At 61.0% G+C, this 26,548-nt stretch carries 22 protein-coding genes; 7 read left to right on the top strand and 15 right to left on the bottom strand.

Translation table 11 applies throughout. From position 1 onward, the window contains the following. Positions 1-74: 74 nt before the first annotated feature. Both H281_RS0108990 and H281_RS0108985 read left to right on the top strand, forming a co-directional pair. Positions 75-752: a heavy metal response regulator transcription factor gene (locus H281_RS0108990; RefSeq protein ID WP_020066769.1), complete on the top strand. Its 678-nt coding sequence runs from the start codon at positions 75-77 to the stop codon at positions 750-752. Further along, complete coding sequence (locus tag H281_RS0108985) at positions 752-2,176, top strand: heavy metal sensor histidine kinase (RefSeq protein WP_020066768.1); 1,425 nt, start codon at positions 752-754, stop codon at positions 2,174-2,176. Before H281_RS0108990 ends, H281_RS0108985 begins: the two co-directional genes overlap by 1 nt. Here the strand turns inward: H281_RS0108985 and H281_RS0108980 are convergent. From H281_RS0108980 to H281_RS0108970, 3 genes are read right to left on the bottom strand one after another with little or no spacing between them, the layout of a single operon-like run. Further along, positions 2,157-3,653, bottom strand: coding sequence for an efflux transporter outer membrane subunit (locus tag H281_RS0108980; RefSeq protein WP_020066767.1), 1,497 nt, complete (start codon positions 3,651-3,653; stop codon positions 2,157-2,159). The genes H281_RS0108985 and H281_RS0108980 overlap by 20 nt on opposite strands. 19 nt (positions 3,654-3,672) lie before the next feature. Next, entirely contained in the window at positions 3,673-4,914 is a 1,242-nt protein-coding gene (locus tag H281_RS0108975; RefSeq protein ID WP_020066766.1) for an efflux RND transporter periplasmic adaptor subunit, read from the bottom strand. Positions 4,915-4,923: 9 nt separating this feature from the next. After that, on the bottom strand, positions 4,924-8,118 hold the full coding sequence (locus H281_RS0108970; RefSeq protein ID WP_020066765.1) for an efflux RND transporter permease subunit: 3,195 nt from the start codon (positions 8,116-8,118) through the stop codon (positions 4,924-4,926). Between the two features lie 346 nt (positions 8,119-8,464). Here H281_RS0108970 and H281_RS0108965 point away from each other — a divergent pair, with 346 nt between their 5' ends. Then, a complete protein-coding gene (locus H281_RS0108965) occupies positions 8,465-8,782 on the top strand; it encodes a DUF4148 domain-containing protein (protein WP_027804426.1) in 318 nt (105 codons plus the stop codon). A 152-nt stretch (positions 8,783-8,934) separates the two neighbouring features. Here the strand turns inward: H281_RS0108965 and H281_RS0108960 are convergent, their stop codons facing one another. After that, the gene (locus tag H281_RS0108960) at positions 8,935-9,918 is read right to left on the bottom strand and encodes an aldo/keto reductase (RefSeq protein WP_020066763.1); all 984 of its coding nucleotides are present in this window, start codon (positions 9,916-9,918) and stop codon (positions 8,935-8,937) included. Between the two features lie 13 nt (positions 9,919-9,931). Next, the gene (locus H281_RS0108955; protein ID WP_020066762.1) at positions 9,932-10,705 is read right to left on the bottom strand and encodes an SDR family NAD(P)-dependent oxidoreductase; all 774 of its coding nucleotides are present in this window, start codon (positions 10,703-10,705) and stop codon (positions 9,932-9,934) included. Positions 10,706-10,832: 127 nt separating this feature from the next. On the opposite strand from H281_RS0108955, the gene H281_RS0108950 reads away from it, so the two are divergent. Continuing rightward, a complete protein-coding gene (locus tag H281_RS0108950; RefSeq protein WP_020066761.1) occupies positions 10,833-11,762 on the top strand; it encodes a LysR family transcriptional regulator in 930 nt (309 codons plus the stop codon). A gap of 126 nt (positions 11,763-11,888) precedes the next feature. Here H281_RS0108950 and H281_RS0108945 read toward each other — a convergent pair whose 3' ends face one another. After that, the gene (locus tag H281_RS0108945; RefSeq protein WP_020066760.1) at positions 11,889-12,593 is read right to left on the bottom strand and encodes an SDR family oxidoreductase; all 705 of its coding nucleotides are present in this window, start codon (positions 12,591-12,593) and stop codon (positions 11,889-11,891) included. A 271-nt stretch (positions 12,594-12,864) separates the two neighbouring features. Between H281_RS0108945 and H281_RS0108940 the strand changes: the two genes are divergently transcribed. After that, the gene (locus H281_RS0108940; protein ID WP_020066759.1) at positions 12,865-13,443 is read left to right on the top strand and encodes a TetR/AcrR family transcriptional regulator; all 579 of its coding nucleotides are present in this window, start codon (positions 12,865-12,867) and stop codon (positions 13,441-13,443) included. Positions 13,444-13,483: 40 nt separating this feature from the next. Here the strand turns inward: H281_RS0108940 and H281_RS0108935 are convergent, their stop codons facing one another. From H281_RS0108935 to H281_RS0108915, 5 genes are all read right to left on the bottom strand, one after another. Continuing rightward, positions 13,484-14,653, bottom strand: coding sequence for a glycosyltransferase family 9 protein (locus H281_RS0108935; RefSeq protein WP_020066758.1), 1,170 nt, complete (start codon positions 14,651-14,653; stop codon positions 13,484-13,486). A 176-nt stretch (positions 14,654-14,829) separates the two neighbouring features. Beyond that, positions 14,830-15,597 carry a type I methionyl aminopeptidase gene (gene map, locus H281_RS0108930; RefSeq protein ID WP_020066757.1) on the bottom strand — a complete coding sequence of 256 codons (768 nt, stop codon included), beginning with the start codon at positions 15,595-15,597 and terminating at the stop codon, positions 14,830-14,832. After that, positions 15,594-15,806: a ParD-like family protein gene (locus H281_RS0108925; protein WP_020066756.1), complete on the bottom strand. Its 213-nt coding sequence runs from the start codon at positions 15,804-15,806 to the stop codon at positions 15,594-15,596. Before H281_RS0108925 ends, map begins: the two co-directional genes overlap by 4 nt. 175 nt (positions 15,807-15,981) lie before the next feature. Further along, entirely contained in the window at positions 15,982-17,214 is a 1,233-nt protein-coding gene (locus H281_RS0108920) for an L-dopachrome tautomerase-related protein (RefSeq protein ID WP_020066755.1), read from the bottom strand. A gap of 57 nt (positions 17,215-17,271) precedes the next feature. Further along, positions 17,272-18,279 (bottom strand): zinc-binding alcohol dehydrogenase family protein, encoded by a 1,008-nt coding sequence (locus tag H281_RS0108915; RefSeq protein WP_020066754.1) that lies wholly within the window; start codon positions 18,277-18,279, stop codon positions 17,272-17,274. 140 nt (positions 18,280-18,419) lie between these two features. Here H281_RS0108915 and H281_RS0108910 point away from each other — a divergent pair, with 140 nt between their 5' ends. After that, the gene (locus H281_RS0108910) at positions 18,420-19,352 is read left to right on the top strand and encodes a LysR family transcriptional regulator (RefSeq protein WP_020066753.1); all 933 of its coding nucleotides are present in this window, start codon (positions 18,420-18,422) and stop codon (positions 19,350-19,352) included. Between the two features lie 66 nt (positions 19,353-19,418). Here H281_RS0108910 and H281_RS0108905 read toward each other — a convergent pair whose 3' ends face one another. The 3 genes from H281_RS0108905 to H281_RS0108895 all read right to left on the bottom strand — a co-directional run bounded on the left by H281_RS0108905 (position 19,419) and on the right by H281_RS0108895 (position 23,463). Beyond that, the gene (locus H281_RS0108905) at positions 19,419-20,354 is read right to left on the bottom strand and encodes a substrate-binding domain-containing protein (protein WP_033379458.1); all 936 of its coding nucleotides are present in this window, start codon (positions 20,352-20,354) and stop codon (positions 19,419-19,421) included. A 426-nt stretch (positions 20,355-20,780) separates the two neighbouring features. Then, positions 20,781-22,139 (bottom strand): C4-dicarboxylate transporter DctA, encoded by a 1,359-nt coding sequence (dctA, locus tag H281_RS0108900; protein WP_020066751.1) that lies wholly within the window; start codon positions 22,137-22,139, stop codon positions 20,781-20,783. A gap of 157 nt (positions 22,140-22,296) precedes the next feature. After that, positions 22,297-23,463: a mandelate racemase/muconate lactonizing enzyme family protein gene (locus tag H281_RS0108895; protein ID WP_020066750.1), complete on the bottom strand. Its 1,167-nt coding sequence runs from the start codon at positions 23,461-23,463 to the stop codon at positions 22,297-22,299. Between the two features lie 118 nt (positions 23,464-23,581). Between H281_RS0108895 and H281_RS0108890 the strand changes: the two genes are divergently transcribed. Further along, positions 23,582-24,541 (top strand): LysR family transcriptional regulator, encoded by a 960-nt coding sequence (locus tag H281_RS0108890; protein ID WP_027804425.1) that lies wholly within the window; start codon positions 23,582-23,584, stop codon positions 24,539-24,541. Positions 24,542-24,776: 235 nt separating this feature from the next. Here the strand turns inward: H281_RS0108890 and H281_RS0108885 are convergent, their stop codons facing one another. Then, complete coding sequence (locus H281_RS0108885) at positions 24,777-26,543, bottom strand: SulP family inorganic anion transporter (protein ID WP_206362262.1); 1,767 nt, start codon at positions 26,541-26,543, stop codon at positions 24,777-24,779. Between the last annotated feature and the right edge of the window lie 5 nt (positions 26,544-26,548).

Raw genomic sequence — 26,548 nt, 5'->3', positions numbered from 1 at the left:
ATTTGGAACATTTCGGTAACATTCGTCCAGTCCCTTAAAATGCCGGGATTGATCCAATGACGCCGGAGCTGGTGATGCGTATCCTGGTGATCGAAGACGAGCCGAAAACTGGCGCGTACCTGAGAAAGGGCCTGGAAGAATCGGGCTATTCCGTCGACCTCGCCAACGACGGCGCCGACGGCCTGCTGCTTGCACAGGAGCAGGACTACGACGTGATCGTCCTCGACGTGATGCTGCCGACAATGGACGGTTGGGCCGTGCTGAAAGTACTGCGCGCGACTCATACCACGCCGGTGCTGTTCCTTACCGCGCGCGACGACGTGAACGACCGCGTGCGCGGTCTCGAACTGGGCGGCGACGATTACCTCGTCAAACCATTTGCGTTTGTCGAACTGCTGGCACGGGTGCGTACGTTGGCGCGGCGCGGTCCGCCGCGAGAAAGCGAACTGCTGGCGGTCGGCGACCTGGAGATGGACATCAACCGGCGGCGCGTGAAACGCGGCGCAACGCGTATCGATCTGACGCCCCGCGAGTTCTCGCTGTTGCAACTGCTTCTGCGCCGTCAGGGCGAGGTGCTGAGCCGCACGCAGATCGCTTCATACGTGTGGGACATGAACTTCGACAGCGATACGAACGTGGTCGAGGTGGCGATTCGCCGCTTGCGAGCGAAGATCGACGACGCTTTTCCCGTCAAGCTGATCCAGACCGTGCGCGGCGTTGGATACGTAATTGAAGCGAAAGAGCCGGACTGATGGCAGCACGCTCGCTGACCGCTACGCTTGCACTCGCATTCGCGGGCACGACGCTGCTCGTATTCGCGCTGGTCGGCAGCGTGCTGTACTTCGCGCTGGACCGCCAGGTGAAGCAGCAGGACGACCTCGATATCGTGCTGATCGCGCGGCACACGCGGCGTCTCGCGCAGGAGCTCAATACGCTCGACGAACTGCGCAGCCACGGCGACCGTCTGACTAGCCAGGTGCTGGGCAACCTGGCGCTGTCGATGGAAGTGCGCGATCCGCAGCGCAAGCTGCTGTTCGAACACAACACGGCGGCCATTGCCGACACTACGACGCCGTCGCCCGCGCTCATGAAACGAATCGGCGCCTCACAACGCATCACGGAAGCCGATATCGCAGAGTGGCGCACCTCGCAGGGCGTGCCGGTGCGCGGACTTGCTGCGGATGCGATGTTGCGCGACGGCACGCCGGTGACGGTCATCATTGCGCGCAATATGGCGGACCGCTGGCGCCTGCTCGACCGGTATCGCGATCGGCTGTATGTCGCGGGTCTCGCGGGTATGCTGCTCGCGTTCCTGATGAGCTGGTTGCTGGTGCGCGAGTCGTTGCGGCCATTGCGCGAGATGGCGCGCAGCGCGGCCACCGTCACCGTCGACAAATTGCACACGCGAATCGAAGCCGATGGTGCGCCGAATGAACTGGCCGCGCTCATCGCGTCGCTGAATGCGATGCTGGACCGCCTGCACGGCGGCTTTGAACGGATGTCGCAATACACGGCGGACCTCGCCCACGATATGCGTACGCCGCTTGGCAATCTGCGCGGATCGACTGAAGTCGCGCTGGCTCGCCCACGTTCGGCCGATGAATATCAGTCAGTGCTCGCATCGAATCTCGAAGAGTGCGAACGATTGTCGCGCATGATCGAAAGCGTGCTGTTTCTAGCCCGCGCCGAACACCCGCAGTTCGTCAAGACGCTGACGCAGGTCGATGCGCAGCAAGAGCTTTCGCGCATCGCCGAATACTTCGAAGGCGTCGCCGACGAAGCCGGCGTGCAGATTCGCGTAACAGGCGGTGGCCAGTTGCGCGCCGACGTGGAACTGTTCCGGCGCGCCGTCAATAATCTGCTTGCGAATGCGCTCCGTTATACGCCGCGCGGGGCCACGATCACATTGGATGCACAGGCCCCCGCCGAGGCTCCGCATACGCTGCGTGTGACCGTGGCGAACGAGGGCAAGCCGATCGATCCGGCCTTGCTCGAGCGGGTGTTCGACCGCTTCTATCGCGTGGACCCGTCGCGCAAAAGCGAGCCGAACGCGTCCGGATCTGCGGGTCTGGGCCTTGCCATTGTGCGCACCATCATGGAACTGCATGGCGGCAGCGCGCATGCCGAAAGCGACGCGGCCGGTGCACGCTTCATCCTCACGTTTGCGGCCGCGTAGATGGCGAGTTCGGTGGCGTGGTCGCCGCCGCGTTCCCGCTTTCATCGAGCGAGTTGCGACTCCAGCCGCCGCCCAGCGCTTTTAGCAACTGCACGCTGGCATCAACACGCCGTGCATCGATCAGTTCCTGCGTGCGTTCATTCGTCAACGCAATGGTTTGTGCGGTCACGACATCCAGGTAGCTCACGGCTCCTGCCTGATATCGGTTCGTCGTGAGCTTCAACGACAACTCAGCGGCCGATGTCGCGCGTTGCTGGCTGTCCGCTTCGCTAGCCAGTGTCGTCAGCGTGGACAGGTTGTCTTCCACTTGCTGGAACGCGGTCAGCACAGTCTGCCGGTAATCCGCTACTGCGCTGTCGTACTGCGCGTTCGCGCCCTTCAACGAGGCATCGCGGCGGCCGCCGTCGAACAGCGTGCCGGCCAGTTGCGCGCCGAGCGACCAGAAGAGGCTGGGCGCCGTGAGCCACGGCGCGAAGAACGTGCTTTCGAGTCCCGCCGTAGCCGACAGCGTCAGGTTGGGATAGTACGCGGCGCGCGCCTCGCCGATCTGAGCGTTGGCCGCCGCGACGCGCCGCTCGGCGGCTGCGATATCGGGTCTGCGTTCGAGCAGTTGCGACGGCACGCCCGTTGGAATCTGCGGCAAGCCCACGCTTTTCACTTCACTGGCCAATGCGAACGACGACGCGGGCATGCCGATCAGCGTCGCGATGGCGTGTTGAAGCTGCGCACGTTGTACGTCGATGTCCGTGTCCTGGCTGCGGGTGCTCTCCAGTTGCGTCTGCGCCTGCGCAACGGCCGATGCGTCGATCGCACCGTCCTTTAACTGCTGTTGCACGATGCTCAAGGCCGCGGCATATGCGGTAACGCTGTCGTCGAGCAGCTTCTTCTGACGATCGAGCGAACGTAGATCGAAGTAGTCGGTCGCGAGATCGCTGGCGACCGACAGGCGCACGGCCTGAAGGTCCGCCTCGCTTGCCTGCGCGTTGTCGCGCGCATAGACGGTTGCATCCTTCACCCGGCCGAACAGATCGGGCTCCCAACTCGCGGTGGCGCCCACCGAGTAGTCGGGCACCGTCTGTCCCGCGAGCGAATGCCCGAGCACGTTCTGCGACAACCTCGTGCGCGACTGAGCCGCGCCGGCCGTTACCGTGGGTGCGTAGCCGGCACGCTGGTAGTCGAGCATCGCGCGGGCGGCCTGCAACTGCGCTACCGCTTTCGCCACGGTCTGATTCGACACGTCGACGCGCGCTTCGAGCTGGTCCAGTTCGGCGTCGTGAAAGAGCGTCCACCACGGGCCGGGCGGCTTGGCATCGGCTGGCGCAGCGACGCTCCAACCCGGCGCCGCAGCGCCCGCATATTGAGTTGGCACGGCCGCTTCCGGTTGATGATACGTGGGCAGCGTCGAACACGCAGTCAACGCGCAGGCGGTGACGATAGCCGCGCTGCGACGGGCAAATGGATGAAGAAGAGTGAGCATGAGCCGTCTCCTGGATCGCTTAACCGTGCCGTGCCGCGGCCGCTGCGACGCGCACCGGCTGGCCGTCCGCGAGCGCATCGCCCGGATTGTCGATGACCTGATCCGTCGACGTGACGCCGGTCGCGATTTCAACGTAGGTGCCGAAGTCCCGGCCGATCGTCACCTTGCGAAGATGCGCGCGACCATCCTGTCCGATCACCGCAACCGTGACGCCATCGGGTCTGAACAGCAATGCGCTCACCGGAAGTTCGAGCGCGGGGTGCTGCGTGCGCAACGCCAGATGAACCTGTGCATACGCGCCGGGCAACAACGCGCCGTCGCGATTGTCGACGTCGATCTCAACGCGCAGAGTCCGGCTGACAGAATCGATTGCGTCGGCGCTGCGCGCGACGGTCGCCGCAAAGGAGCGGCCCGGATACTGCTGGGTGGTCAGATAGACCTGTGTGCCTGCGGTGACGCTGCCGGCGTCGTCCTGCGGCACGTTCACGTAGACGCGCAAGCGGTCGGTCTGCTCGACGTGGAAAAGCTCTCCCGGCGCACTCGCAAGACCCGGCGATCCTCCTGAGGTGACGAGCGCTCCGACATCGACGTTGCGCACGGTGACAACGCCGTCGAACGGCGCGGTCACTTTCTCGTAAGACACGAGCTCGCTCAAGCGCGCGACGTTCGCCTGTGCCGACGCGAGCGCGGCGAGTTTCGCGGCGCTGTCGCTCGTCTTTGAATCGGCATCCTGCTGCGACACCGATTGCGTTTGCAACATCGTCTGCCAGCGCCGCGCGGTGCTGTCCGCGAACGCGTAGTTGGCCTTTGCGGTGGCCACGTCGGCGCGTGCCTGTTGCAACTGGGCGTCCAGCTCCGGCGTTTCGATGTCGGCGAGCGTTTGTCCGGCTCGGACTTTCGTGCCGATGTCCGCGTACCAATGCCGAACGTAGCCGCTCGTGCGCGCGTAGATGGACGCGTCGGCATACGGCATCACGGAACCGGGCAACAACAGTTCCTGCGAAACCGGCGCCGGTTTTGGGCTCACAGCATCGACGATCGTTTCGCGTTGCGCGGCGACCTGTTGCGAGAGTTCGGTGCTCGCATGCAGACGCGGCACGATTCCGACTGCGAGCAGGGCCGCTGCAATCGTCAGCAGGGCGGCGGGCAGCAGGAGCGCGCGGCGCTTCCCGGGTTGCGCGCCGGTGTCGTTGCGAGCGGGTACGGCAAGCTCCGTCGATGCCGTGCCATCGCGGTCCTGCGGAAGGTTGGACTGAGTCATGGCTTTTCCTTATCGAGCTTGAGTATTCATCGGCACGGCGGCAGCGCGAGCCGCGCGACGCCGCGCGAGCCACGCATGTACCGCCCCGAACACGACGGGTACGAACATCAGCGTCGAGAGCGTGCCGAATGCCAGGCCGCCAATCACCGCGCGGCCGAGCGGGGCGTTCTGTTCGCCGCCGTCGCCGAGGCCGAGGGCCATCGGCAGCATGCCGATCAGCATGGCGAGCGCGGTCATCAGCACGGGCCTGAAGCGGTTGAAGCCCGCATCGAGCGCGGCGGCGAGCGGCTCCATGCCGGCCTGCAACGACTCGCGCGCCGTGTTGATGACGAGAATGCTGTTTGCCGTTGCAATGCCGATGCAGAGAATCGTTCCAGTAAGAGCCGGCACGCTCAGCGTGGTATGCGTCGCGAACAGCATCCATGCGATGCCCGCGAGCGATGCCGGCAAGCCGCTGATGATGATCAGCGGGTCCAGCCACGACTGGAAGTTCACCACCATCAGCAGATAGACGAGCGCGATTGCGAACACGAGCCCGGCGCCGAGACCGGCGAACGACTCGTTCATCGACTGCACCTGGCCGCGCATCACGATCGACGAACCGGGCGGCAACTGCGCGCGCGCCGCGTCGACGATTCTGGATACGTCGGCGGCGACGCCGCCCAGATCGCGTCCCTGCGTCGCCGCGAATATGTCGAGCACCGGCTGCACGTTGTAGTGCGAGACGACAGCCTGTTGCGAGCTGCGATCCAACGTGCCGAGCGTGCCGAGCTGGTTCTGTGGCGCGACGGTGGCCTGATTGGTGGTCAACGGAATGTTCGAGAGCGTCTGCAGCGAGTCGATGTCGTACTGCGGCACCTCGGCCAGCAGCGGATAGCTGACGCCGTTCTTCGGATCGAGCCAGAAGTTCGGCGTAGTCTGCGAGCTGCCCGAGAGCGCGATCAACATGTTCTGTGCGACGTCGCGCTGCGTGAGGCCCGCCTGGATAGCCTTCGTCCGGTCGACGTTCACGTCGATGGTCGGCGCGTCGCCGGGCTGCTGGATGCGTGCGTCGACGAGACCGCGTACACCGCGCAACTGCGCAAGCAGCCGGTCGGCCACCACGCGGTTCTTATCGAGCTGATTGCCCACGATCTGCACGTCGATAGGAGCGGGCAGGCCGAAGTTCAGGATCTGGCTGACGATGTCGGCGGGCAGGAACGCGAACGTCACACCCGGAAACGACGCGGCGAGCACGTTGCGCAGTTGCGCGACGTATTGCGCGGTGGGTTTGTGCTTGGGCTGCAGCGTCACCAGGATATCGGCGTCTTCGGGGCCGACCGGATCGGACGAGTCGTAGGTCAGATTGATGCCGCTGACCGGCACACCGATGTTATCGAGCACGGCCGCCTGCTCCGACTTCGGGATCACACTGCGAATCTTCGCTTCGACCTGATCGGTGATGCGCGCTGTTTGCTCGATGCGGGTGCCCGTCGGTGCGCGCAGATGCAGCCGGATCTGACCCGTGTCGACGGAGGGAAAGAAGTCGCGGCCGGCGAACGGGACGAGGACCAGCGACGCAAGACACAGCGCGACATAGACCGGCACGAAACGGCGGCGTCCCGAGATCGCGCGTCCCAGCATCGCACGATAGCCGCTGCGCAACGCCTCGAAGTGCCGTTCGAAGCGCGCCTGGAAACGCGCCACTGCAGCAAAGCGTCCCTGCGCATTGTGGCCTTCTTTGGACGGCGCGCGCATCAGATACATTGCGAGCGTCGGGATCAGCGTGCGCGAGAAAAAGTAAGACGCGCACATCGCGAACACGACCGCTTCCGCAAGCGGAACGAACAGATAACGCGCGACGCCGGACAGCAGGAACATCGGTACGAACACAATGCAGATCGACATCGTCGAGACGAACGTGGGCACCGCGATCTCGCCTGAGCCGTTCAGGATCGCATCATGCAACGGCTCGCCCTTTTCCAGATGGTGCGTGATGTTTTCAATCGCCACCGTCGCGTCGTCGACCAGAATACCGACGGCGAGCGCAAGGCCGCCAAGCGTCATGATGTTGATGGTCTGCCCGAGCGCTGCAAGTGCAATCAGCGACGTCAGCACGGAGAGCGGAATCGTCACCGCAATGATCAGCGTTGCGCGCCAGCTGCCGAGAAACAGCAGGATCATCGCGGCCGTCAGGCATGCGGCGATCAACGCTTCGCGCACCACGCCCGAAATGGCCGACTTTACGAACACGGACTGATCCGATAACGGGGTGATGTGCAGCGCTTTCGGCAAACCGGCCGCGATTTTAGGCAGCATGTCTTTGACCTGCTGGATGATCGTCAGCGTCGACGCGCTGCCGGTCTTCTCGACTTGCAGCAGTGCAGCGCGCTTGCCGTCGCTGCGCACGATGTTGGTCTGCGGCGCATAACCGTCGATCACATGCGCGACGTCGCGAACGTACACCACGCCGCCTTGCACTGTCTTGATCGGCAGATCGTTGAGCGCAGCGACGCTCTTCGTGCTGCCGTTCATCTCGACGTTGTATTCACGCGAGCCGATTTTCGCGGTGCCGCCCGGCAGAATCAGGTTTTGCGCATTGACCGCATTGACGACGTCGATCGGTGCGAGTCCTTTCGCCTGCAGCGCCTTTGGATCGAGCTCGACCATGATCTGGCGGATCTTGCCGCCGAACGGCAGCGGCACCGCCGCGCCCTGCACGGTGGCTAACTGCGTGCGGATAAAACTGTTGCCGAGATCGTAGAGCGTCTGTTCGGGCAACGTGTCGCTCGACAGGCCCAGTTGCAGGACGGGCACCGTCGATGCGTTATACGTGATGATGTTTGGCGGCAAGGTGCCCGGCGGCAGGACTCGCAAGATCGACGCGGAGTTCGATGCGGCTTCGGCGATCGCGCGGTTGATGTCGGCGCCGGGGTGAAAGAAGATCTTCACGACCGATACGCCGTTTAGCGATTGCGACTCGATGTGCTCGATGTCGTCGACGTCCGTCGTGAGCGCACGCTCGTAGTTCGACGTGATCCGGTGCGCCATGTCTTCGGCGGAAAAGCCGTTGTACGACCAGACAATGCTGACCACGGGAATGTCGATGTTCGGAAAGATGTCGGTCGGCGTGCGCATGATCGCAAGCGGGCCGAGTATGAACAGCAGCACGGCCAGCACGATAAAGGTGTAGGGCCGCCGCAGGGCCAGTCGGACTATCCACATGACATTTCCTTGGACGATGGGCTAGAGAGATGGCCCGTGCCGCGGTGCGTCCAAGCGATGCAATGCGGCGGGCTGATGACGTCGCAGTGTGCCGATCCCTCACTGACTTGTAAGTGACGGCGTCATTACAAGTCTGTTATCTGCGTGGGAGCAAAGACGAGCGGGCGACGGCAGAAAGCAAGGGGCGCTGAGCGCGCTCGAAGATGACAAGCTTGTAATGCGCCGGTCAGCATTGGGTCAGTGCTCATTGCCCACAATCCGTTCAACCCTTCACGAATCGCAACGGAGGGAACCCGGGCCGCGCTCATCGTGAATGTGGCCGCAACTCACAGACAGGTGAATGATCATGAAAGCACTGCTCAACGTTGTTCTCGTTTCCTGCGCACTGGCCGCGCCCGCGCTTTCTTTCGCGCAAACCGTCGATCAGCCGGTGACGCGTGCGGAAGTGCGCGCCGATCTCGTGCAGTTTGAAATGGCCGGATATCGTCCGGTGGCATCGGACGCGCAGTATCCCGCGGACATTCAGACCGCAGAGGCGAAGGTGTCAGCCGCACATACTGCTACGTATAAGACGTCGGTAGGGGGAGTGTCGATGAACGGCTCGTCGCAAGCAGGCGCGCCGGCATCGGTGGACGGTGCCGGGCGGATCTACTTCGGACATTGAGCCGCGGTGGCGGTGTCATGTGCAACCGCCGGGCGGGCAATGAATGCGTTCCTCGCGATGCGGGCCGCCCGGGTTGTCACTGGTTGTCGCTGGTTGCCGGTGCTTCCGGCCGGTAACCGGAAAGCAATGTTCGACGGCTTCTTAACGAAGCTTTACCACTGCTGGTGGACAAACGGCGCGATCTTTTGCAGATATAGCGCGCGTAGGACCTCCATGGCCGAATCTGTCAGGGGCGGCAGTTCGCTCGCCTCAGCGTTTGCTTTGGCTTGCGCTGCGTTCTTTGCCCCTGGGATGACGGTCGTCACTCCATCGTTCATGAGAATCCAGCGAAGCGCGAACTGCGCCATCGTGGCGTTTTGCGGGACGAGTGAGCGAATTTCCTCGACGGCTTCCAGAGCGACGTCATAAGGAACGCCGGCAAAGGTTTCGCCCTTGTCGAAGGCCTCGCCGTTACGATTGAAAAGGCGATGGTCATTGGCCGCAAACGTCGTCTCGCGCGTCATTTTTCCTGTGAGCAGGCCCGACGCAAGAGGCACCCGGACGATAACGGCGACTCCCCGGTCACGAGCTTCCTGAATAAAGCGGGCCGGCCTTTGCCTGAAAATGTTGTAGATGATCTGTACCGACTTCACGCCCGGATATTCGATCGCTTTCAGACCTTCTTCGACTTTCTCGACCGACACACCGTAGCTGCTGATCTTTCCCGCTGCGACCATGCGGTCCATCGCATCGAAAACCTCCGGCTGGTAATAGACCTCGGTCGGTGGACAATGAAGCTGTACGAGATCGAGCCGCTCCATCTCCAGGTTCTTCAAGGACCGGTCGACAAAAGCATTCAGATTCGCCGCGGTGTAGCCTTGCGCCACATGCGGGTCCAGTCGCCGCCCTGCCTTGGTCGCAACGAAGGGTCGCGGTCCCGAACGTTCCTTGAGCACGTCCGCGATGATCCGCTCCGAGCGGCCGTCGCCGTAAACGTCAGCCGTGTCAATGAAGGTTGTACCGCTATCGAGCGCCGCATGCAGAGCCGCCTTTGCATCGCTCTCGGCGACGTCGCCCCATGAACCTCCAATGGCCCACGCGCCAAACCCGATTTCAGAGACGCTCTTTTCTGCGTGTCCGAACTTCCGTTCTTTCATCTTGATTCTCCGTTCATGGCATGAGTTGTCCGCCGTTGACCTCGATGATCTGCCCCGTGATGTATCCCGACATGGCGTGAGACGCGAGGAACAGGAACGCGCCGACGCACTCCTCCGGCAGGCCTTCTCTGCCCATCGGCACCGTGGCAGTCTGCGACGCCCAGATTTCCGGCGGCGTGTATTTGTCGTGGAACGGCGTCTGTATGAGTCCGGGTGCTACTGCGTTGACCCGGATTCCGTCGTTTACAAATTCCTTTGCGTGGCCACGGGTCAAACTGCTGACAAAGCTTTTTGACGCGGCGTAAAGCACCGCTCCTGCGCCGCCGCCCGTACGCGCAGCAACGGACGACGTATTGATGACGTAACCACGTGATTCCTTGAGAAACGGATGGGCAGCCGAGGTTGCTTCCCAAACCGATCTTGCGTTCAGATTGACGACGCGTTCGAAGTGGCTGGCCGAGGCGCTTATAGATGCCAGCCTACCCAACATGGCGCCGGCGTTATTGATGAGCCCATCGAGTCCGCCTAGCAGTTCCGCCGCTTCCTTCACGACCCGCGATGCTTCGCCCGGCTCGCTGACGTCGCCCTGGACAAGACGAATGCGCTCCGGCGATTCCGCACGCAGCGCTTGCGCAGCCGCTTCGCTCTCGTTGAAATGCGCGACCACGTGCGCGCCCTGTGCGGCAAATGCGCGAACAACTGCCGCTCCAATTCCAGTCGAGCCGCCCGTGACGAGAACTCTCGTATCCTTCAGATCGCCGATCTGTATTTGCTCAAGTCCATGCATGGAATTTCCTCCGAATGGATAAACATGAGCGGGGCATACGCCGCAGCGCTCCGGGATTCGCGACGAAGAAAATCATTACATACCGTAGAATGAAACGGATTCACTGGAACGATGAACGGCATTCATCATGGCAAAGAACGACCGGATCGATTTTGCGGACTTAAGGCTGTTTCTTGCGATAGTCAGGTGCCGGAGTTTCCGGCTGGCTGCAATCGAACTCGGGCAGACGCCGTCAGCAGTCAGTCACGCGATGCGGCGGCTGGAAGACCGCCTCGGCGCAAAGCTGCTTAACCGGACGAGCAGGGCGGTTTCGCCCACGGAGGCGGGGCTCGATCTTGCTTCCCGGCTGGAAGAAGGCTTCAATCAGATCGGTTCGGCTCTGGAGAGTTTTGAAGCGCCGGGTACCGCGCGGCTCGGCTCTTTACGTCTGAATGTTTTCGCGGATGCCGCCCACTTGCTGGTCGCACCGGCATTGCCGGAATTCGCACGCCTTTGCCCCGATGTGCAGCTTACGGTCGTGGTCGATAACCGGCCGATCGACATCGTTGCAGAAGGATACGACGCCGGGATTCGCTACGGTCATCATGTTCCCGAAGACATGATTGCAGTGCCGCTTACCGGCCCGCAGCGATGGGTGATGGCCGCGTCGCCCGCATACCTGAAGAAACACGGCACTCCTCGTCACGTCAGCGAACTGGTCGAGCACAACTGCCTTCAGCTTTTGCTCGGCGACAATTCGAGCTACCGTTGGGAAGTCAGCGTTGCAGGTAAAACAAGCCCGATCCGGGTGCCCGGGCCGATCACGATCAACGACACCGCAACCACGATTAGCGCGTGCAAGGCGGGAATGGGCATAGCGTATCTGCTGGAGGCTCGAATCGCCGATGAGCTGGCGCGGCGTACCCTGAGAGTTGTGCTCGAAGACCACGCGTGCGCTGAGGATCCACTCCACATGTACTACAGTGGTCGTCGATACAACCACCCGGCGTTGCTTAGCCTGATCAACATCATCCGGAAACAGCAGTCACTCGCGAAGATTTCAAGGTCGCGTGAGTGAGCGGGGCCGGCGCCGCTAATTGCGGCAGTTGCTGTTGCTGTTGCGACGAAGGTTCATTTGACGTGGAAGTTCGTCCTGCTGTCCGTCGCACGCGTTCACGTGCGACGGACGAGCGCTCCGATGCCGTTAATGAGCAACCGGCTCGTTGAGATAGACGCCCGAGGACAGTGCGGCTTTCACCTCACGCGTGAACTCGTCGGTGGATACTTCCTCCGCGCCGGCTTCAATTGCGTCGTATGCCTGACGCACGACGTCGGCCGGCGTCGCCTTCGGCACTTCCAGCCCGCGCGTCAGATCCGTATCGATGAAGCCGGCGTGAAGCCCGACGACTTGCGTATGCTGCTCGCGCAACGAATGACGCAGGCCGTTGGTCAGCGCCCACGCCGCCGACTTCGACACGCCGTAACCAGAGAGGATCGGCCGGTTCACCCAGCTCGCGACCGAAAGCACGTTCAGGATCGCGCCGCCGCCGTTGCGGGCGAGGTTGCCCGCAAACGCCCGCGACATCGCCAGCATGCCGAACACGTTGGTTTCGAGGTGATCGCGCAACGCGTCGATCGCGCCGTCGTCGGTCAGGCTGCCAAGCCGTGCGATGCCCGCATTGTTGATCAGCAGCGTGACGTCACCCGCCGCCTCGGCGGCAGCGGCGACAGCCGCTGGATCGGTCACGTCCAGTTTCACCGGCACGACGCCTGGCAGCGTCACACTGGCCGGATCGCGCGCGCCCGCATAGACCTTGCGCGCTCCTCTTTCGAGCGCCTGTTTCGCAAACTCGAGACCAAGGCCGCGGTTCGCGCCCGTTACGAAAACAACAGAACCTTCGATTTTCATGATGAATCCTTCATACGGTTAATCGCAGGCGCGCCGGCTCACCGGGCGCATGGGAACTGATCAAAAACTTCCTTGCGTATTTCGGAATGTATTGCCTTGTGGACCGTGCCGTCGGCTTCGCTTCCCATCACGCCCGAAAGTCCGCTAGACTTATGTCAATGTCGATCGACATCGTCTTTTGATGCATTGTGTCGACGTGGACCGGGTATGTCAATGGTGATCGACATTGTGTTTGTTAATCGATGCGATTGTCTGGATAAGGGAGAGAGCGATGGGTGTGTCTCGGCAACAGGCCGCCGAAAACCGGAGCGCGATTGTCGCGGCCGCCGAGCGGCTGTTCCGCATTCGCGGCGTCGACGCTGTGGGGCTCGCGGAGTTGATGAAAGAAGCCGGTTTTACGCAGGGTGGCTTTTACAACCACTTCAAGTCGAAGGACGCGCTGGTCGCCGCGGTGATGGAAAAGGCGATGCAAGACTATGCGGATTCGCCGAACGCCGGTAGCCTGGTCAAACAAACCGCGCGTTATCTGTCGACCCGGCACCGCGACAACATCGAGGCGGGGTGCCCGCTGTCTGGCTTCGTTGGCGACGCTCCCCGGATGACCGCCGCCGCGCGCGTGTCCTACGCGCACGGCCTGGCGGCGTATCTCGACCGGTTTGCGGCCATGATCGCCAAGGAAGGCGCGACGCCGGAAGAAACCCGCCAGGACGCTATTGCGGCGTTCAGTCAGATGGTCGGGGCGCTCGTGTTGTCGCGCGCGATTGCGGATGCCGATCCCGCCTTCGCTGACGAAATCCTCGAAGCAGGGCGCCGCACACTCGCCGATGAGACGCCGCCTACGGCTCCTTGAGCGCTACCGTGCGATAGGACCGCCGAAGGTCCCATCCAACCTACACCGTACTCACGCAAGTACGCTGCGTTTGCAATGCACTCAGCACGGCGTCCACAACCCGCTCGACGCCTGGCCAGTTTTTCTCGGGTTGGCCTTCGATATAAGCATCCGGTGCGACGCTCTTATAGTGTTCCGGGTATCCCCAGATTGCATCGTGAACCGCCGGCCTCGTGATACTGCCGCCGAGCACTGCGACAGTCGGCCGGCGGAAGGCGGCAGCCACATGCATCAGCATCGAGGAGTTCGTCAGGACGGCATTCGCATTTTCGGCGAGCGCAAAGACCGTTCGCATCGACACGTCGCCCGCGACCGAACGCACCGCGACATTGGGTCCCGCGGCGACGATCGCTTCGTTGGCACGCGCCTTGTCGGCCTCGCTACCAACTATAAGAATCTCGCAGCGGTCGCCGGACTGTTGCAATGCGGACGCAATCTGCGAGAGCGCTGCCCCAAACTGCCGGGGATCCCAAGCCTTGGTGGGAACACCCGCTCCGACGCCGACCAGCACTCGCCATGTCGTGCCAACTTCTGCGGAGTTATTTGTCCAGAACTTGACGGCGCTTGCCCGTTCGGCTGCCGTGAGGAAAAGCTGAGGTCGAGCGTCGGGAAGCTCCGTTGCGCCGAGCAACTCGGCTTGCGCGAGCGCGGCGCGACCGGATTGGCGGCGCGCAAAGTCAATGTAAGCGTGACACCCGCTGTGGCCGCCGCGATACCCGCGCACGCCGATGCGATATCGCACACCAAGCCGCATCATCAGGAGCGCGCCCATGTAACTGCCGAGGACGTCGATTCCGACGTCAGACCCGCCTCGCTTGCGCAGCGCGGCGACTTGCGGCGACTTCAGCAGGAAACGCACGACGTCACCGGGCGAGCGGTTCTCGACGATCTTGTTGTTCCATGGTGCATTGATCTCGACGATTTCATCGATGAACGGATTGTTCTCGAGAATAGGACGCCCCCAGCTGCCGATGCCGGCAACGATTCGGGTGGCCGGGAAGCGTTTTTTGAGCGCCTCGAAGATCGGCGTCGCAGTCAGCAATTCACCAAAATCGTTCGGTCGAAGGACAAGAATTTCACGCGGCGTACTGCGACGAGGGTCATGCCGCGACGGGGTCAAGCGGCCAATCACCCAGACCGGGAATTCAGTAAGCAGGCTTTTCCATTCCATTGCATATCCACGAGATGAGGTGAGTGCCAAGCCGCGCGGAGCGACGCACTGAGTGTGCATGGAAGGAGGTGCCCGGTCTGTGGGCCGCCATACGAAACTGCCGCGTCGTGAGCGCTCGCCACTATGGCGCTTTCGCGAGCTGCAGCTTCCGTCGCCGGTGTTGAGCCCGGCGGGTTTCAGTTCAACGTTCTTTCGTCCGGACGCAACGTCAGGACGCGTACACCGTTTCGGGTGACGGCGACGGTATGCTCGAATTGTGCGGACAGCTTTCCATCGTTTGTGACGACCGTCCAGCCATCGTCTTCAGTCCGAACGGCATGTCGCCCCTGGTTGATCATCGGCTCGATGGTAAAGACCATGCCCTCTTGCAGCACCAGACCTGTTCGCGGCTTTCCCCAATGCAGCACCTGAGGAGGCTCGTGCATTTCGCGTCCGATGCCATGTCCACAATATTCCCTTACGACAGAATAACCGTTTTGCCGTGCGTGCCGCTCGATCGCATGCCCGACATCGCCCAGTCGCGCGCCTGGACGAACGGCCCTGATGCCTTTCCACATCGCTTGATACGTGACTTCCACGAGCCGTTTAGCTAACGGCGATACGTCGCCCAGCAGATACATTTTGCTGGAGTCCGCGATGTATCCGTTCTTTTCCAACGTGATGTCGAAATTCACGATATCGCCGCTTTCCAATATTTCCGTTGAAGACGGAACGCCGTGGCAAACCACGTTGTTGCGCGATGAATTCAGTACGTAGGCGTAGCCGTATTGGCCTTTGCTCGCCGGACGGGCATTGAGTTCGTTGACGATGAGGCTATCGACCAGATCGTTGATCTGCATGGTCGACATACCGATCATGTCCAACCGGTCCAGATGACCAAACACATCCGCGAGCAATTTGCCGGACTCCGCGAGCAACGCGATTTCTTCTGGCCGCTTGGTCACGTGGACGCCACCCTGACGGATCGCGTCTCCACGCCTGCTGCTCGCAGTTCGCGCGCAACGATTTCACTGAAACTGTGCGTCGGATTCATTTCGCACAGCATGCCAATCTTGATCCAGAACGCCGCTTGTGCGTTGATCGACCGACACGACACCTGGCTCGCTTTGCGTATCTGATCGTGCAAGTCGTCGTCAATATTCACGATGCCCATTTTTGCCATCCGTATATGAAACGTATATGGATCATATACTCTTGTCTGTTCGCAGTGCAAGCGTGTTGGTGCTCGCGATTGCGGTCACTGCCAAGGGCCAGTGCGTAAGGTGACCAGCCTGAAGTCGCATCGCCGAGATTGACGATGGACTTCAGTTTTGGGGAGATGCGATGTGTCAGAACGTCGGGGCCGGGCCTGCGCCAATACGTACACGGAAGAGCGCGTAGGGCTTCCTGCGCTCGTCCTTGCCGCCGTGGAAAACAGGCTGACGATGCAGTTGATTCGCCGTGAAGTACAGATATCCGTCGGTGCCGACCGACAGTGTGTCCGGCCACAGCACGCGCGGATCATGCACGATGGTCCGCCATTCGCCGCCCGGTTCGAGCTTGCGAATGGAGTCGTGTTCGTAGTCGCCTGCGTAGACGGCGCCGTTCGCGTCGCTTTCGAGTCCGTCTGAAGCGCCTTTCTCTCCGAGGTCTTTTACAGCGGCTGAAAGTTGGGCTTCGCTGATCGACGGGTCGCGCAGCATGGCGGTCGGCACCGAGTAGAGATGCCGGCTCGAAAGCGGGCAGTAGTAGAGCGTCTTGCCATCCGGCGAAAGCGCGATGCCATCCGATGCGACGGTGAACGGCGTGCTCTTGCCGTTTGCATCCCGCATTTTAAGGGTCTCGCCTTCGACCACGGGCACGAAGGCCGGATCGGCCGATGTCGAAACGTGACCGGTCAGGCGTCGCAATGCCTTGCCCGAGTCGAGGTCGATGACGATCAATCCACCGGTGCCGCTCAACGACGAGTCGGTCACATACGCGACGCCCGCTTTGCCCACGCGGAAGTCGAACCGCACGTCGTTCACGTAGGTTTGCGCGCGCATGACGTTGGCCGGAAAGACGAGCGTCTTCACCACGCGATTGGTAGCGAGGTCGATAGCGACGAGCTTGGCACCACCCGCTACCGGATTCGAGAAATTGGGCGCTGCGGTGTCCAGTACCCACAGACGTCCGCGGCCGTCTGCAACCACGCTTTGAACGCTCAGGAAGTGCGCGGCTGCGTGGGAAGCGTCCGCACGATTGATGTCCGCATTCGGATACGCGACCACTCTACCGTCGCGCACTTCGGCAACGGTGGCCTGAACGTCGTCGCCCCAGCGCGGGAAGTTGACGAAGATCCGCCCGGTTTCCGTGACGGTCACGCCGGTGGGCATCGGCCCGGAGAATGTCGCCACCGTTTCTATCGAACCGATGGTGCGTTCCGTTGCCTCGCTGGACGCCGCCGCTGGTGACGCCGCCTGCGATGGCGCCTGGACCGACGCCGCATAGGCGAAGCTGCCAAAGCTCAGGCTCGCGGCCAGCGCGATTGCGGCGCGGCGCATCGCACGGCTCTTCTTACCGCCTTGATAGATGGATTGCATGGTCGTTCTCCAGTTGTGTGTGATGTTGCAGGTGGCGTGATGAACCAGTGCGGCGAACTAGAAACCTTCGAGCACGATTTTTCCGCGAGCGCGTCCGCTTTCGATCAGCGCATGAGCGCGGCGCAGATTCTTCGCATTGATGGTTCCGAAGTGATCCGCCATCGTGGTGCGCAGCGTGCCGTCGTCGATCAGTGCGGACACTCTGTTCAGGATTTCGTGCTGCCTGACCATGTCAGCGGTTTCGAACAGCGACCGTGTGAACATCAGCTCCCAATGAAGAGAAATGGACTTCCGCTTGAGCGGCATCGCGTCGAGCGTGTCCGGATCGTCGATCACACCGAGCCGGCCTTGAGGCGCCAGCGCCTCGACGAGCTGCGGATAGTGAAGGTCCGTTTGAGTCAGGCTCGCGACGTAACGCACCTGCGGCGAACCGATACGGCGCAGGCCTTCCAGCAGCGGTCGCGAGTGATCGATCACGTCGTGCGCGCCGAGCGCTTGAGCCCATTCACGCGTTTCAGGGCGGGACGCCGTGCCAATCACGCGCAGTTTCGTCAGACGGCTTGCAAGCTGCGTGAGCATCGAGCCGACGCCGCCGGCAGCGCCGACTATCAGCAGCGCGTCGCCGGATCCTGCGTGCTCAAGTACGCCGAGCCGGTCGAAGAGCAGTTCCCACGCCGTCAACGAAGTCAGCGGAAGCGCGGCGGCTTGCGCATCTGAAAGCGTGGCAGGTTTCCTGCCGGCAAGCCGCTCGTCCACGAGCGCGTATTGCGCGTACGCGCCGGGGCGGGCAATGCTACCCGCGTAGAAGACCTTGTCTCCTGGCGCGAACAGCGACACGCCGTCGCCCACGGCCTCGACGGTTCCGACGGCGTCCCAGCCGAGTACGCGCGGCGCTTCGGTCGGCGAGCCCATGCGGACTTTCGTATCCACCGGATTGACCGCGATCGCGTCTATCTTCACCAGCAAGTCGCGCGATGCCGGTTCAGGCGTAGGCAGGTCGAGATCGATGAGGGAATCCGGATGCTCGGCGGGAAGACCGTGCTGTGTATAGACCACTGCTTTCATGCGCATGCTCCAGGTACGTTATGAAGGACTTCAGCGCTCACCTTGCTCGTGTATCGCCGATGTATGGCTGAATTCTGGCGCGACCTCATAGATGCGAAAAACCAGTTACATTAGGGAAGACTTTCACTCCTGGAATGAAAATGGTCCGGTTAGAAGACCTTCAACTCTTTGTGAGAACTGCCGCGCTCGGCAGCTTTTCAAACGCGGCGAGAGAGGCGGACCTTCTGCCCGGCCAGGTCAGCGCAGCGATTTTGCGGCTCGAGCGGGAGCTGGATATCCGGCTCTTTGCGCGGTCCACTCGCAGCCTCAAGCTGACTGCAGAAGGCGAGCAGTACCTTCCCTATGCAGAAGAAGTTCTGTCGATGATTCACGAAGGCCGCGAACGTCTGCATGGAGAGAGACATGCGCTGCAAGGCATGCTGCGGATCGCGGCGCCTTCCGATCTCGGCCGTAATAACCTGCTGACCTGGCTTGGTACGTTCCGCGATCAACATCCGAAGCTGACATTGCGGCTTTCCCTGTCGGATCACGTAACCGACGTCTTTCGCGATCCGGTGGATGTGGCAATCCGCTATGGGTCTGCGGAGCAGGCGAGCTACGTTGCGCTCGCACTCGCCGAGAACAATCGAAGGGTGCTGGTGGCTTCGCCGGAGTACCTGAAGCGCCGCGGCTCGCCCGCTTCTTTGGACGAACTCGTTTTGCACGATTGCCTGCCCTATGTGCTGGCAGGTCGCGTCTATGACCGCTGGTCGTTTCCGTCCAACGGCGTGCGGCGGCAGGTCACGGTGAGAGGCGCGCTGCTTTGCGACGATGCGGAAATCGCGAGACGCTGGGCGGTGGAAGGCCGCGGCATCGCCTATAAATCGTGGCTCGACGTGCACGACGATGTGATATCCGGCCGACTACATGTCCTGTTGCCTGACCAACCTGGGGAAACAGCGCCGCTAAACCTGGTCTGTCCGCACCGTCGTCAGTTCTCGCCGGCTGTCCGATATCTTCATGCTCATCTCAGGGAACGGGTGTTGCCGATGAGCGCAGCGATGCGTGAGTACGCGAACTCATTGGTGGAATGACGCCGACGCGGCTGCGCTTTTCTGATTGCGCGGAGCGGTACTGAAGGCGCTCGTGGCTCACGCCGCTTATCTGGCGTACCTCGCCAGCAACGACCGGATCGCCGGATCGTTCATGTTTTGTGGCGTAACGGTGACCACGTCGACGAAGAGAGTGCGGGGTGGCGGATGGCCCTGCAGTGCTTCGACCATGGACGCCAAGGCGAGGTAACCCATACGGTAAGGGTCCTGCAATATGGCGGCATGTACGATTCCTTTTTTGAGGCCTTCCAGGAATTCCGGACGCCAGTCGAATAGCACGAGGCGCGGGCGCTGGCCGATTGCCGCGGTCTCGATCACCCGCAGAGCGCCGTAGGCAATCGGTTCAGCCGGCGCAAAAACGGCATCGAGGCGGCCCGGGTAACTCTTTATCACCTCGGCGATCAGCACTTCGGCATCGCGCGGTCGATACCCTACGTAGGTATCGATCACCACATCCCATCCCTCTTTGCGGGCAACGCTTAAAAATCCGCTTTCTCTCGCAACAGTCGAACTCACGTTGGGCGCGAGCCGCAGCATTGCCACCTTGGCGCCCTTTTTCAGAACCGGTACCAGGCTGAGCGCCGCCTTCCTGCCAGCGCTGAAATTGTCTGTGTAGACGGTCGAGATTCCATCGTAATCGGCGCTGTATCGATCCACAAGGATCACGGGGACTGGGACTGAAACCCGCGTGTCGCCGGCCAACGGTTCTGGTGCCAGCACCACGCCCGAGACTCCCTGCGTCACCATGTATTCGATAATGCGCAGCTGGATATTCGGTGTATTGAGCGACTCGCCATCGGACGGGTTGCGAATCAGCAGATCTACATGATGATCATGGGCCGATTGTTGTATTCCCTTGAGCAATGTCTGATAAAAGACAAGGGATGAGCCCGGCAGGACGACACCGATTGTGCTCGCGTGCGCGGTCGGCGCCATCACCGCCAGCGACCAGAGCAGCACAAAAAGTCTCAGAGGTCCAAGCATGGTGTGTCCACTCGAAGTGGCCTCGACCTGACCGCATAAGCTTGCGGAAAGGCATTTCCCTGTTATGAAGATTCTCGCCGGGCAAGTGGAAACTTTGCCCCACACACTAGTTTTCAACGACCTTTCGGGATAATAAGCCGATGATCGGCGGGCCGCCATTGTCACTTCATGGGATGGGGCAGCGGACGGGTTCGGCCACTACCGGCCATCCGCCCGCAAAAGGCTGCGGTCATTCAAATGTCAGCAATTGCGCTGAAGCCGACGTACGCGCTTGCCGTCTTCTCTGGCGTCGGGAACTCATGATAGTTGAGCGCGGCTTCGCGAGAACCTTCTTTTTCCGTTTGCGTGGTCGTTTCGGCAATGCTCTAAAAAAATTGGCAGTCGCCCAAGGGCGACTGCCAATTTGCAGAGTGATGTTGTGGAGGCTCAATGAGCGTTCGATCGGACGGATGCGTCGCCCGTAGATGCGGATGCGATGGCCGGATTGTCGATCGGCTGCAGCTCTTCAAATTCAGCAACGTACGTACGATTCAGCACCGCACGCGCAGTGTTCATGTCGAGCTGTCCTTCCCAACGCGCGACTACGACAGTTGCAACACCATTGCCGATCAGGTTCGTCACGGCCCGAGCTTCATTAAGAAAACGATCGACACCGAGAAGCAGGACCAAACCTTCGACCGGAATTTTGTGCATCGACGCGAGCGTCGCGGCCAGCGCAACGAATCCAGCACCCGCGACTCCCGCCGAGCCTTTCGAAGTGAGAAGAAGCACGCCCAACACAAGCAACTGATCCCAAATCGTCAGATGCACATTCATCGCCTGGGCGATGAAGAGGGCAGCCATCGTGAGATATATCGCCGTTCCGTCCGCATTGAAGGTGTATCCGGTAGGCAACACCATTCCAACAACGGGTCGCGAGCAGCCCATCCGTTCCATCTTGACCAGCATCTGCGGAAGTACCGCTTCCGTGGAAGCCGTGCCGAGCGTGATCAGGATCTCGTCCTTGATGTAGCGGAGGTACTTGAACAGCGACAATCCACACATCCTCATTACAAGTCCGAGGACTACAACCACAAAGAAGATAGACGTTAGATAGAGGCACAACATCAACTGGCCGAAGGAAGCCAATGTGCCGATCCCGTACTTTGCGATGGTGAAGGCCATGCCGCCGAACGCACCGATAGGTGCGACGTACATGACGATCCGCACCACCCCGAACATGCCCTGGAGGAACATATCGAGCATGTCTACAAACGGTGCCGTCCGAGGTCCTAGCCTGGCGAGAGAAATGGCGAGCAGCAGCGAGAAGAAAATGATGGGTAGCATCTCGCCGTTGGCGAACGCGCCAACGATGCTGTTCGGGACAATGCTCGTGAAAAAGTCGAGCATGCCATGTTGCCTGGCGGCAGTCGTATAGGTCGAGATCGCAGACCCGTCGATGTGCGACGGATCGACGTTCATGCCGGCACCGGGTTTGAAGACATTCACGACGACCATCCCAACGAGGAGTGCGATCGTCGATGCGACTTCAAAGTAAAGCAGCGCCTTGACGCCGACGCGGCCCGCTTCATGAAGATCATTCATGCGGGCAATGCCGACAACCACCGACGCGAAGATGATCGGTGCAAGCAGCATTCGGATCAACTTGATAAACAAGTCACCGAGGGGCTTGAGTTGGGAACCAACGTCCGGATAAAAGTGGCCCAGCAGGATACCGGCGATGATCCCGATAAGAACCTGCAGATAGAGCTTCGAGAGCGTCTTCCTGACTTTCGATACCAGCATGTCTGTCTCCTATGACTGGCGTCTATTTGTAGAGTACGGACGAGCATCCACAGCGGGATAATCCGCTGTGGTGAGCACGGCCGAGGTGCGCCTGAATTGGTCTTTTTATAGGCGTAGCATCGACGAGGACCGCCGATGCCTTGATACCGCTGAGTGTTTATGCCGACAGCTTGCGCATCTCGGCAATGAGATCCGATTTACCCTCGAAGCCGATACCCGGGAGGTCCGGCATCGTGATATAGCCGTTCTCGACCTTGACCCCATCGGGGAAGCCGCCGTACGGTTGGAACAGGTCCGGATAGGACTCGTTTCCGCCCAAGCCAAGGCCAGCGGCGATGTTCAGCGACATCTGGTGACCGCCGTGGGGAATGCAGCGGCTCGGCGACCAGCCGTGCTGACGCAGCATGTCCAACGTGCGCAGATATTCCACCAGACCGTAGCTCAGCGCGCAGTCGAATTGCAGCCAGTCGCGGTCGGGACGCATGCCGCCATAGCGGATCAAGTTACGCGCGTCCTGCATCGAGAACAGGTCTTCGCCCGTCGCCATCGGCTTGTCGTAGTAGTTGCGCAGCGTGGCTTGCAGTTCAAAGTCGAGCGGATCGCCCGGTTCCTCGTACCAGAAGAGATCGTATTGAGAGAGCGCCTTTGCGTACTGAATTGCGGTGTCCAGATCGAAGCGACCGTTCGCATCAACGGCGAGCTTCTGGTCGTCTTGCAGCACGCTGAGGATCGAGTCGATGCGGCGAAGATCTTCGTCGAGCGATGCACCGCCGATTTTTTTCTTCACCACGGTGTAACCGCGGTCGATATAGCTGCGCATCTCGTCTTTCAGCTTCTCGTGGTCCTGGCCCGGATAGTAGTAGCCGCCTGCTGCGTACACGAAAATCTTGCGATCCGGTTGGCCGTTGCCGTAGCGGTCCGCCAGCAACTGAAACAGCGGTTTCCCTTCGATCTTCGAGACCGCATCCCAGATTGCCATATCGATGGTGCCAATTGCGACCGAGCGCTCGCCGTGGCCGCCGGGCTTTTCGTTGGTGAACATCGTCGCCCAGATTTTATGGGGATCGAGGTTGTCACCAGCATCGTTGACCAGCGAGGCGGGGTCAGCTTCGAGGATGCGAGGGATGAACCGCTCACGCATGAGCTTGCCCTGCCCGTACCGGCCGTTGGAGTTGAAGCCGTAGCCGATTACCGGCTTGCCGTCCCGAATCACGTCGGTGATGACTGCGACCAGACTCAGCGTCATCTTGCTGAAGTCAATATAGGCATTGCGGATCGGGGAACTGATCGGAACGGTCTTTTCGCGGATTTCAACGATTCTCACGGCTTCGTCTCCAGAGTTTTACGAGGTGTTGCGACTCGTTGGCTGCAACATGGGACGTAGATTAACCGTGAAAAAGACTGCTAAACTGCACTTTCATTCACATCACTTTTCAATTCAAGTGAATACTGAGACGCAGACTGCGACTGATTTCGAGTTTTTTATTCTTCTGGCGAAACTCAGAAGCATGTCAGGCGCCGCACGAGCTCTCGACTTGTCACCGCCCGCTGCGACGAAGAGGCTTGGCGTCATTGAACAGCGACTCGGCGTACGACTTGTCAATCGAACTACCCGGAGCGTGAGTCTCACGCCTGAAGGCGAAACATATCTTCGGTATGCAACGCAGATAGTCGGACAGGTCCGCGAAATGGAGGAAGCGATCTCGGGAACGAAAGGTGACCCTCAAGGGCTCGTGCGCGTCAATGCGACGCTCGGCTTCGGCCGAACAACAATCGCGCCGTTGGTCTCGGAATTCGCAAAACGCTTCCCGAGCGTCGAAATCCAGTTTGAGGTCACCGATCGTCCAGTCGATCTTGTTGAAGGCGCGTTCGACATGGCGATAAGATTCGGCGAACTTCCAGACACTCGTTTGAGCGCGCGAAGGATCATGAGCAATCGCCGCTTCCTTTGTGCCTCGCCAAAATACCTGGAGAAGTACGGCACACCAGAGCGCGTCGAGGATCTAGCCCAACATCGTTGCATCATCCATCGCCAGAATAACGACGCGTATGGCGTCTGGCGTTATATCGTGAACGACCACACCGAGGCCATCAAGGTCAAAGGGGCCTTGTCGAGTAACGACGGCGACATCGTACTTCGCTGGGCGCTTGAAGGACACGGGATATTGATACGGTCTGAATGGGACCTGGCCAAATATGTGCAGAGCGGGCGTCTCCAACTTGTGCTGCCTAACACGGTTCTGCCGTCCGCCGACTTATTCGTCTACTACCCGAGGCAGAAGAATCAAACAGCCCGCGCGCGCGCATTCATTGATTTCCTCGTGAGTCGATTCCAGGCACCGTTCACTCCGGTGGAAACCGGCGCGGAGCCGCGGGAACGGAAGAAGCGCAGCCGCGGTTGATGAGTTGGAAGCAAGGCAGACTTGAACGCTTGCATGCGCATTGTTCCTAACGTTGCTTTCGGTCGGTCTTGACTTGACACCGCGGCGAATCAACGCCCGAATGACTCAAGTTTGCCGCTACGAAACGCTGACGATGGAAAGCGGCGAGTGGCGGAAGAGTTCGGTCGACTGGAGACCGTCGCGTGGGGCAGCAAGCCGAGGGCGATCGCCGCCCCCATCTGACGGAGTGTCGTCTTCATTTCGCGTGAAGATCTCCGATGATCACTGGAAGCGCCTTCCTCAATTCGTCGAAGTTGTTGAAGATGTCGCGCTCGGGTACGACCGCCGGGATTACCTGCAGCCGCTCGAGAAGGTCGCGCTGCGACACCGAAACGCCAACGACCAGCACGCGCACCCCGGCCGCGTTTAGTCGCACCAGTGCATCGTCCAACGCATAGACGCCAGTCTGGTCCATGTACGAGATGCGATCCATGCGCAATACCAACAGCCTGCTCAGGAGTGTCGCCTGACGCGCGATGTCGAGGAACTTGCTGGCGAAGCCGAAGAAGATCGGCCCGTCGACGTGCTTGATCAGAAGTCTGTCGCGAAGTCCGGCGGGAATGGTCAGTTCGTCCGCCCATGGCTCATCAGCGACCGGGGTAAGCATCGTCCGCTGCTCGGTAATGTCGCCCACCTTCTTCACAAAGACAAACGAAGCGACGACGAGGCCCGTGGCCACCGCGATGATGAGGTCGGTGAATACGGTTAGCGCGAGCACGAGGAGCATTAAAAAGGCATCCGACCGTGACAATTTAAGCAGGTGGCGGAAACTGCGGCGATCGATGATGCCGATTCCGACTGTCACCAGCAGGCCAGCGAGAATTGCACGGGGAACGTGCTGAAGCAATCCTGAAAGGCCAAGCAGCACGGCTGCCAGGAAGAGTCCATGGATCACGCCCGACAGGCGTGTTCTTCCCCCTGCATCGACGTTGACAACGGTGCGCATGGTGGCGCCGGCGCCGGGCAGCCCGCCAATCACGGCCGCTGCGATGTTGCCCAGGCCTTGCCCGATGAGCTCGCGGTTGCTGTCGTGCCGCGTACGCGTGAGGTTGTCGGCTACGAGCGCTGTCAGCAGCGAGTCGATGGCGCCTAGTAGCGATAGCTGGAGCGCGGCAGGCACGAGGGAAGGCAGCCGGTGCAAGTCGAACGCCGGCATCGTCAGGGTCGGCAATCCGGACGGGATTTCACCGATTACGGGGACGTCGAGCTTCAGCATCACTGCAGTGATCGTCAGCACGATCAGCGCCACGAGGGAGGCCGGGATTACCTTGGTGAATCGGGGCAGGAGCAATGCGATCGCGATCGTCGACGCGGAAAGCGCAACGGCGCTCCACTTGATGTTGCCTCCCAGTAAATGCAACTGGCTGAGGATCGACCACGGGTCTGATCCCGGTGCGTTTGCGCCGAACATCGGAAAGACCTGCTGCGTGATGATGATCACGCCGATGCCGCTCATAAAGCCCGAGATGACCGGGTAGGGCACATATCGGATATAGGACCCGATGCGCAGCAGACCGAAAGCGATTTGCATGAAACCGGCGACCACGAAGATTCCAACGACGAGTGGAAGGTTCGCGCTGCCAGAAGAATGCATGTTCGCCGCCAGCACACCTGCAACGACCAGCGTCATCGGCCCGGTCGGGCCTGTGATCTGCACCGGCGTGCCGCCAAACAGCGCGGCGACGATGCCGGTGACAATGGCACCGTAAAGGCCGGCCACAGGGCCGAGTCCCGAAGCGACGCCGAAGGCGAGCGCCAGCGGTAGCGCGACAACACCCGCCGCCACGCCACCGAAAATGTCGCCACGTCCGATCATTGGCGACGACTTGGTGGATTGAGGCTCAAGCATCTCTCTCATAGCATTGCTTCCGGTCCCGTTTGACCGCTGACGGATCGGTTGTGCGCCTGCAACTGGAACGTGGACACATTGGCTGACGGCGACTATCCGCTCGTTCGTTGACACGAGCG

The sequence above is a fragment of the Paraburkholderia caledonica genome (assembly GCF_000383275.1).
GTDB classification, from domain to species: Bacteria; Pseudomonadota; Gammaproteobacteria; order Burkholderiales; family Burkholderiaceae; genus Paraburkholderia; species Paraburkholderia caledonica.
This window is presented reverse-complemented; position numbering and strand designations above follow the sequence as displayed.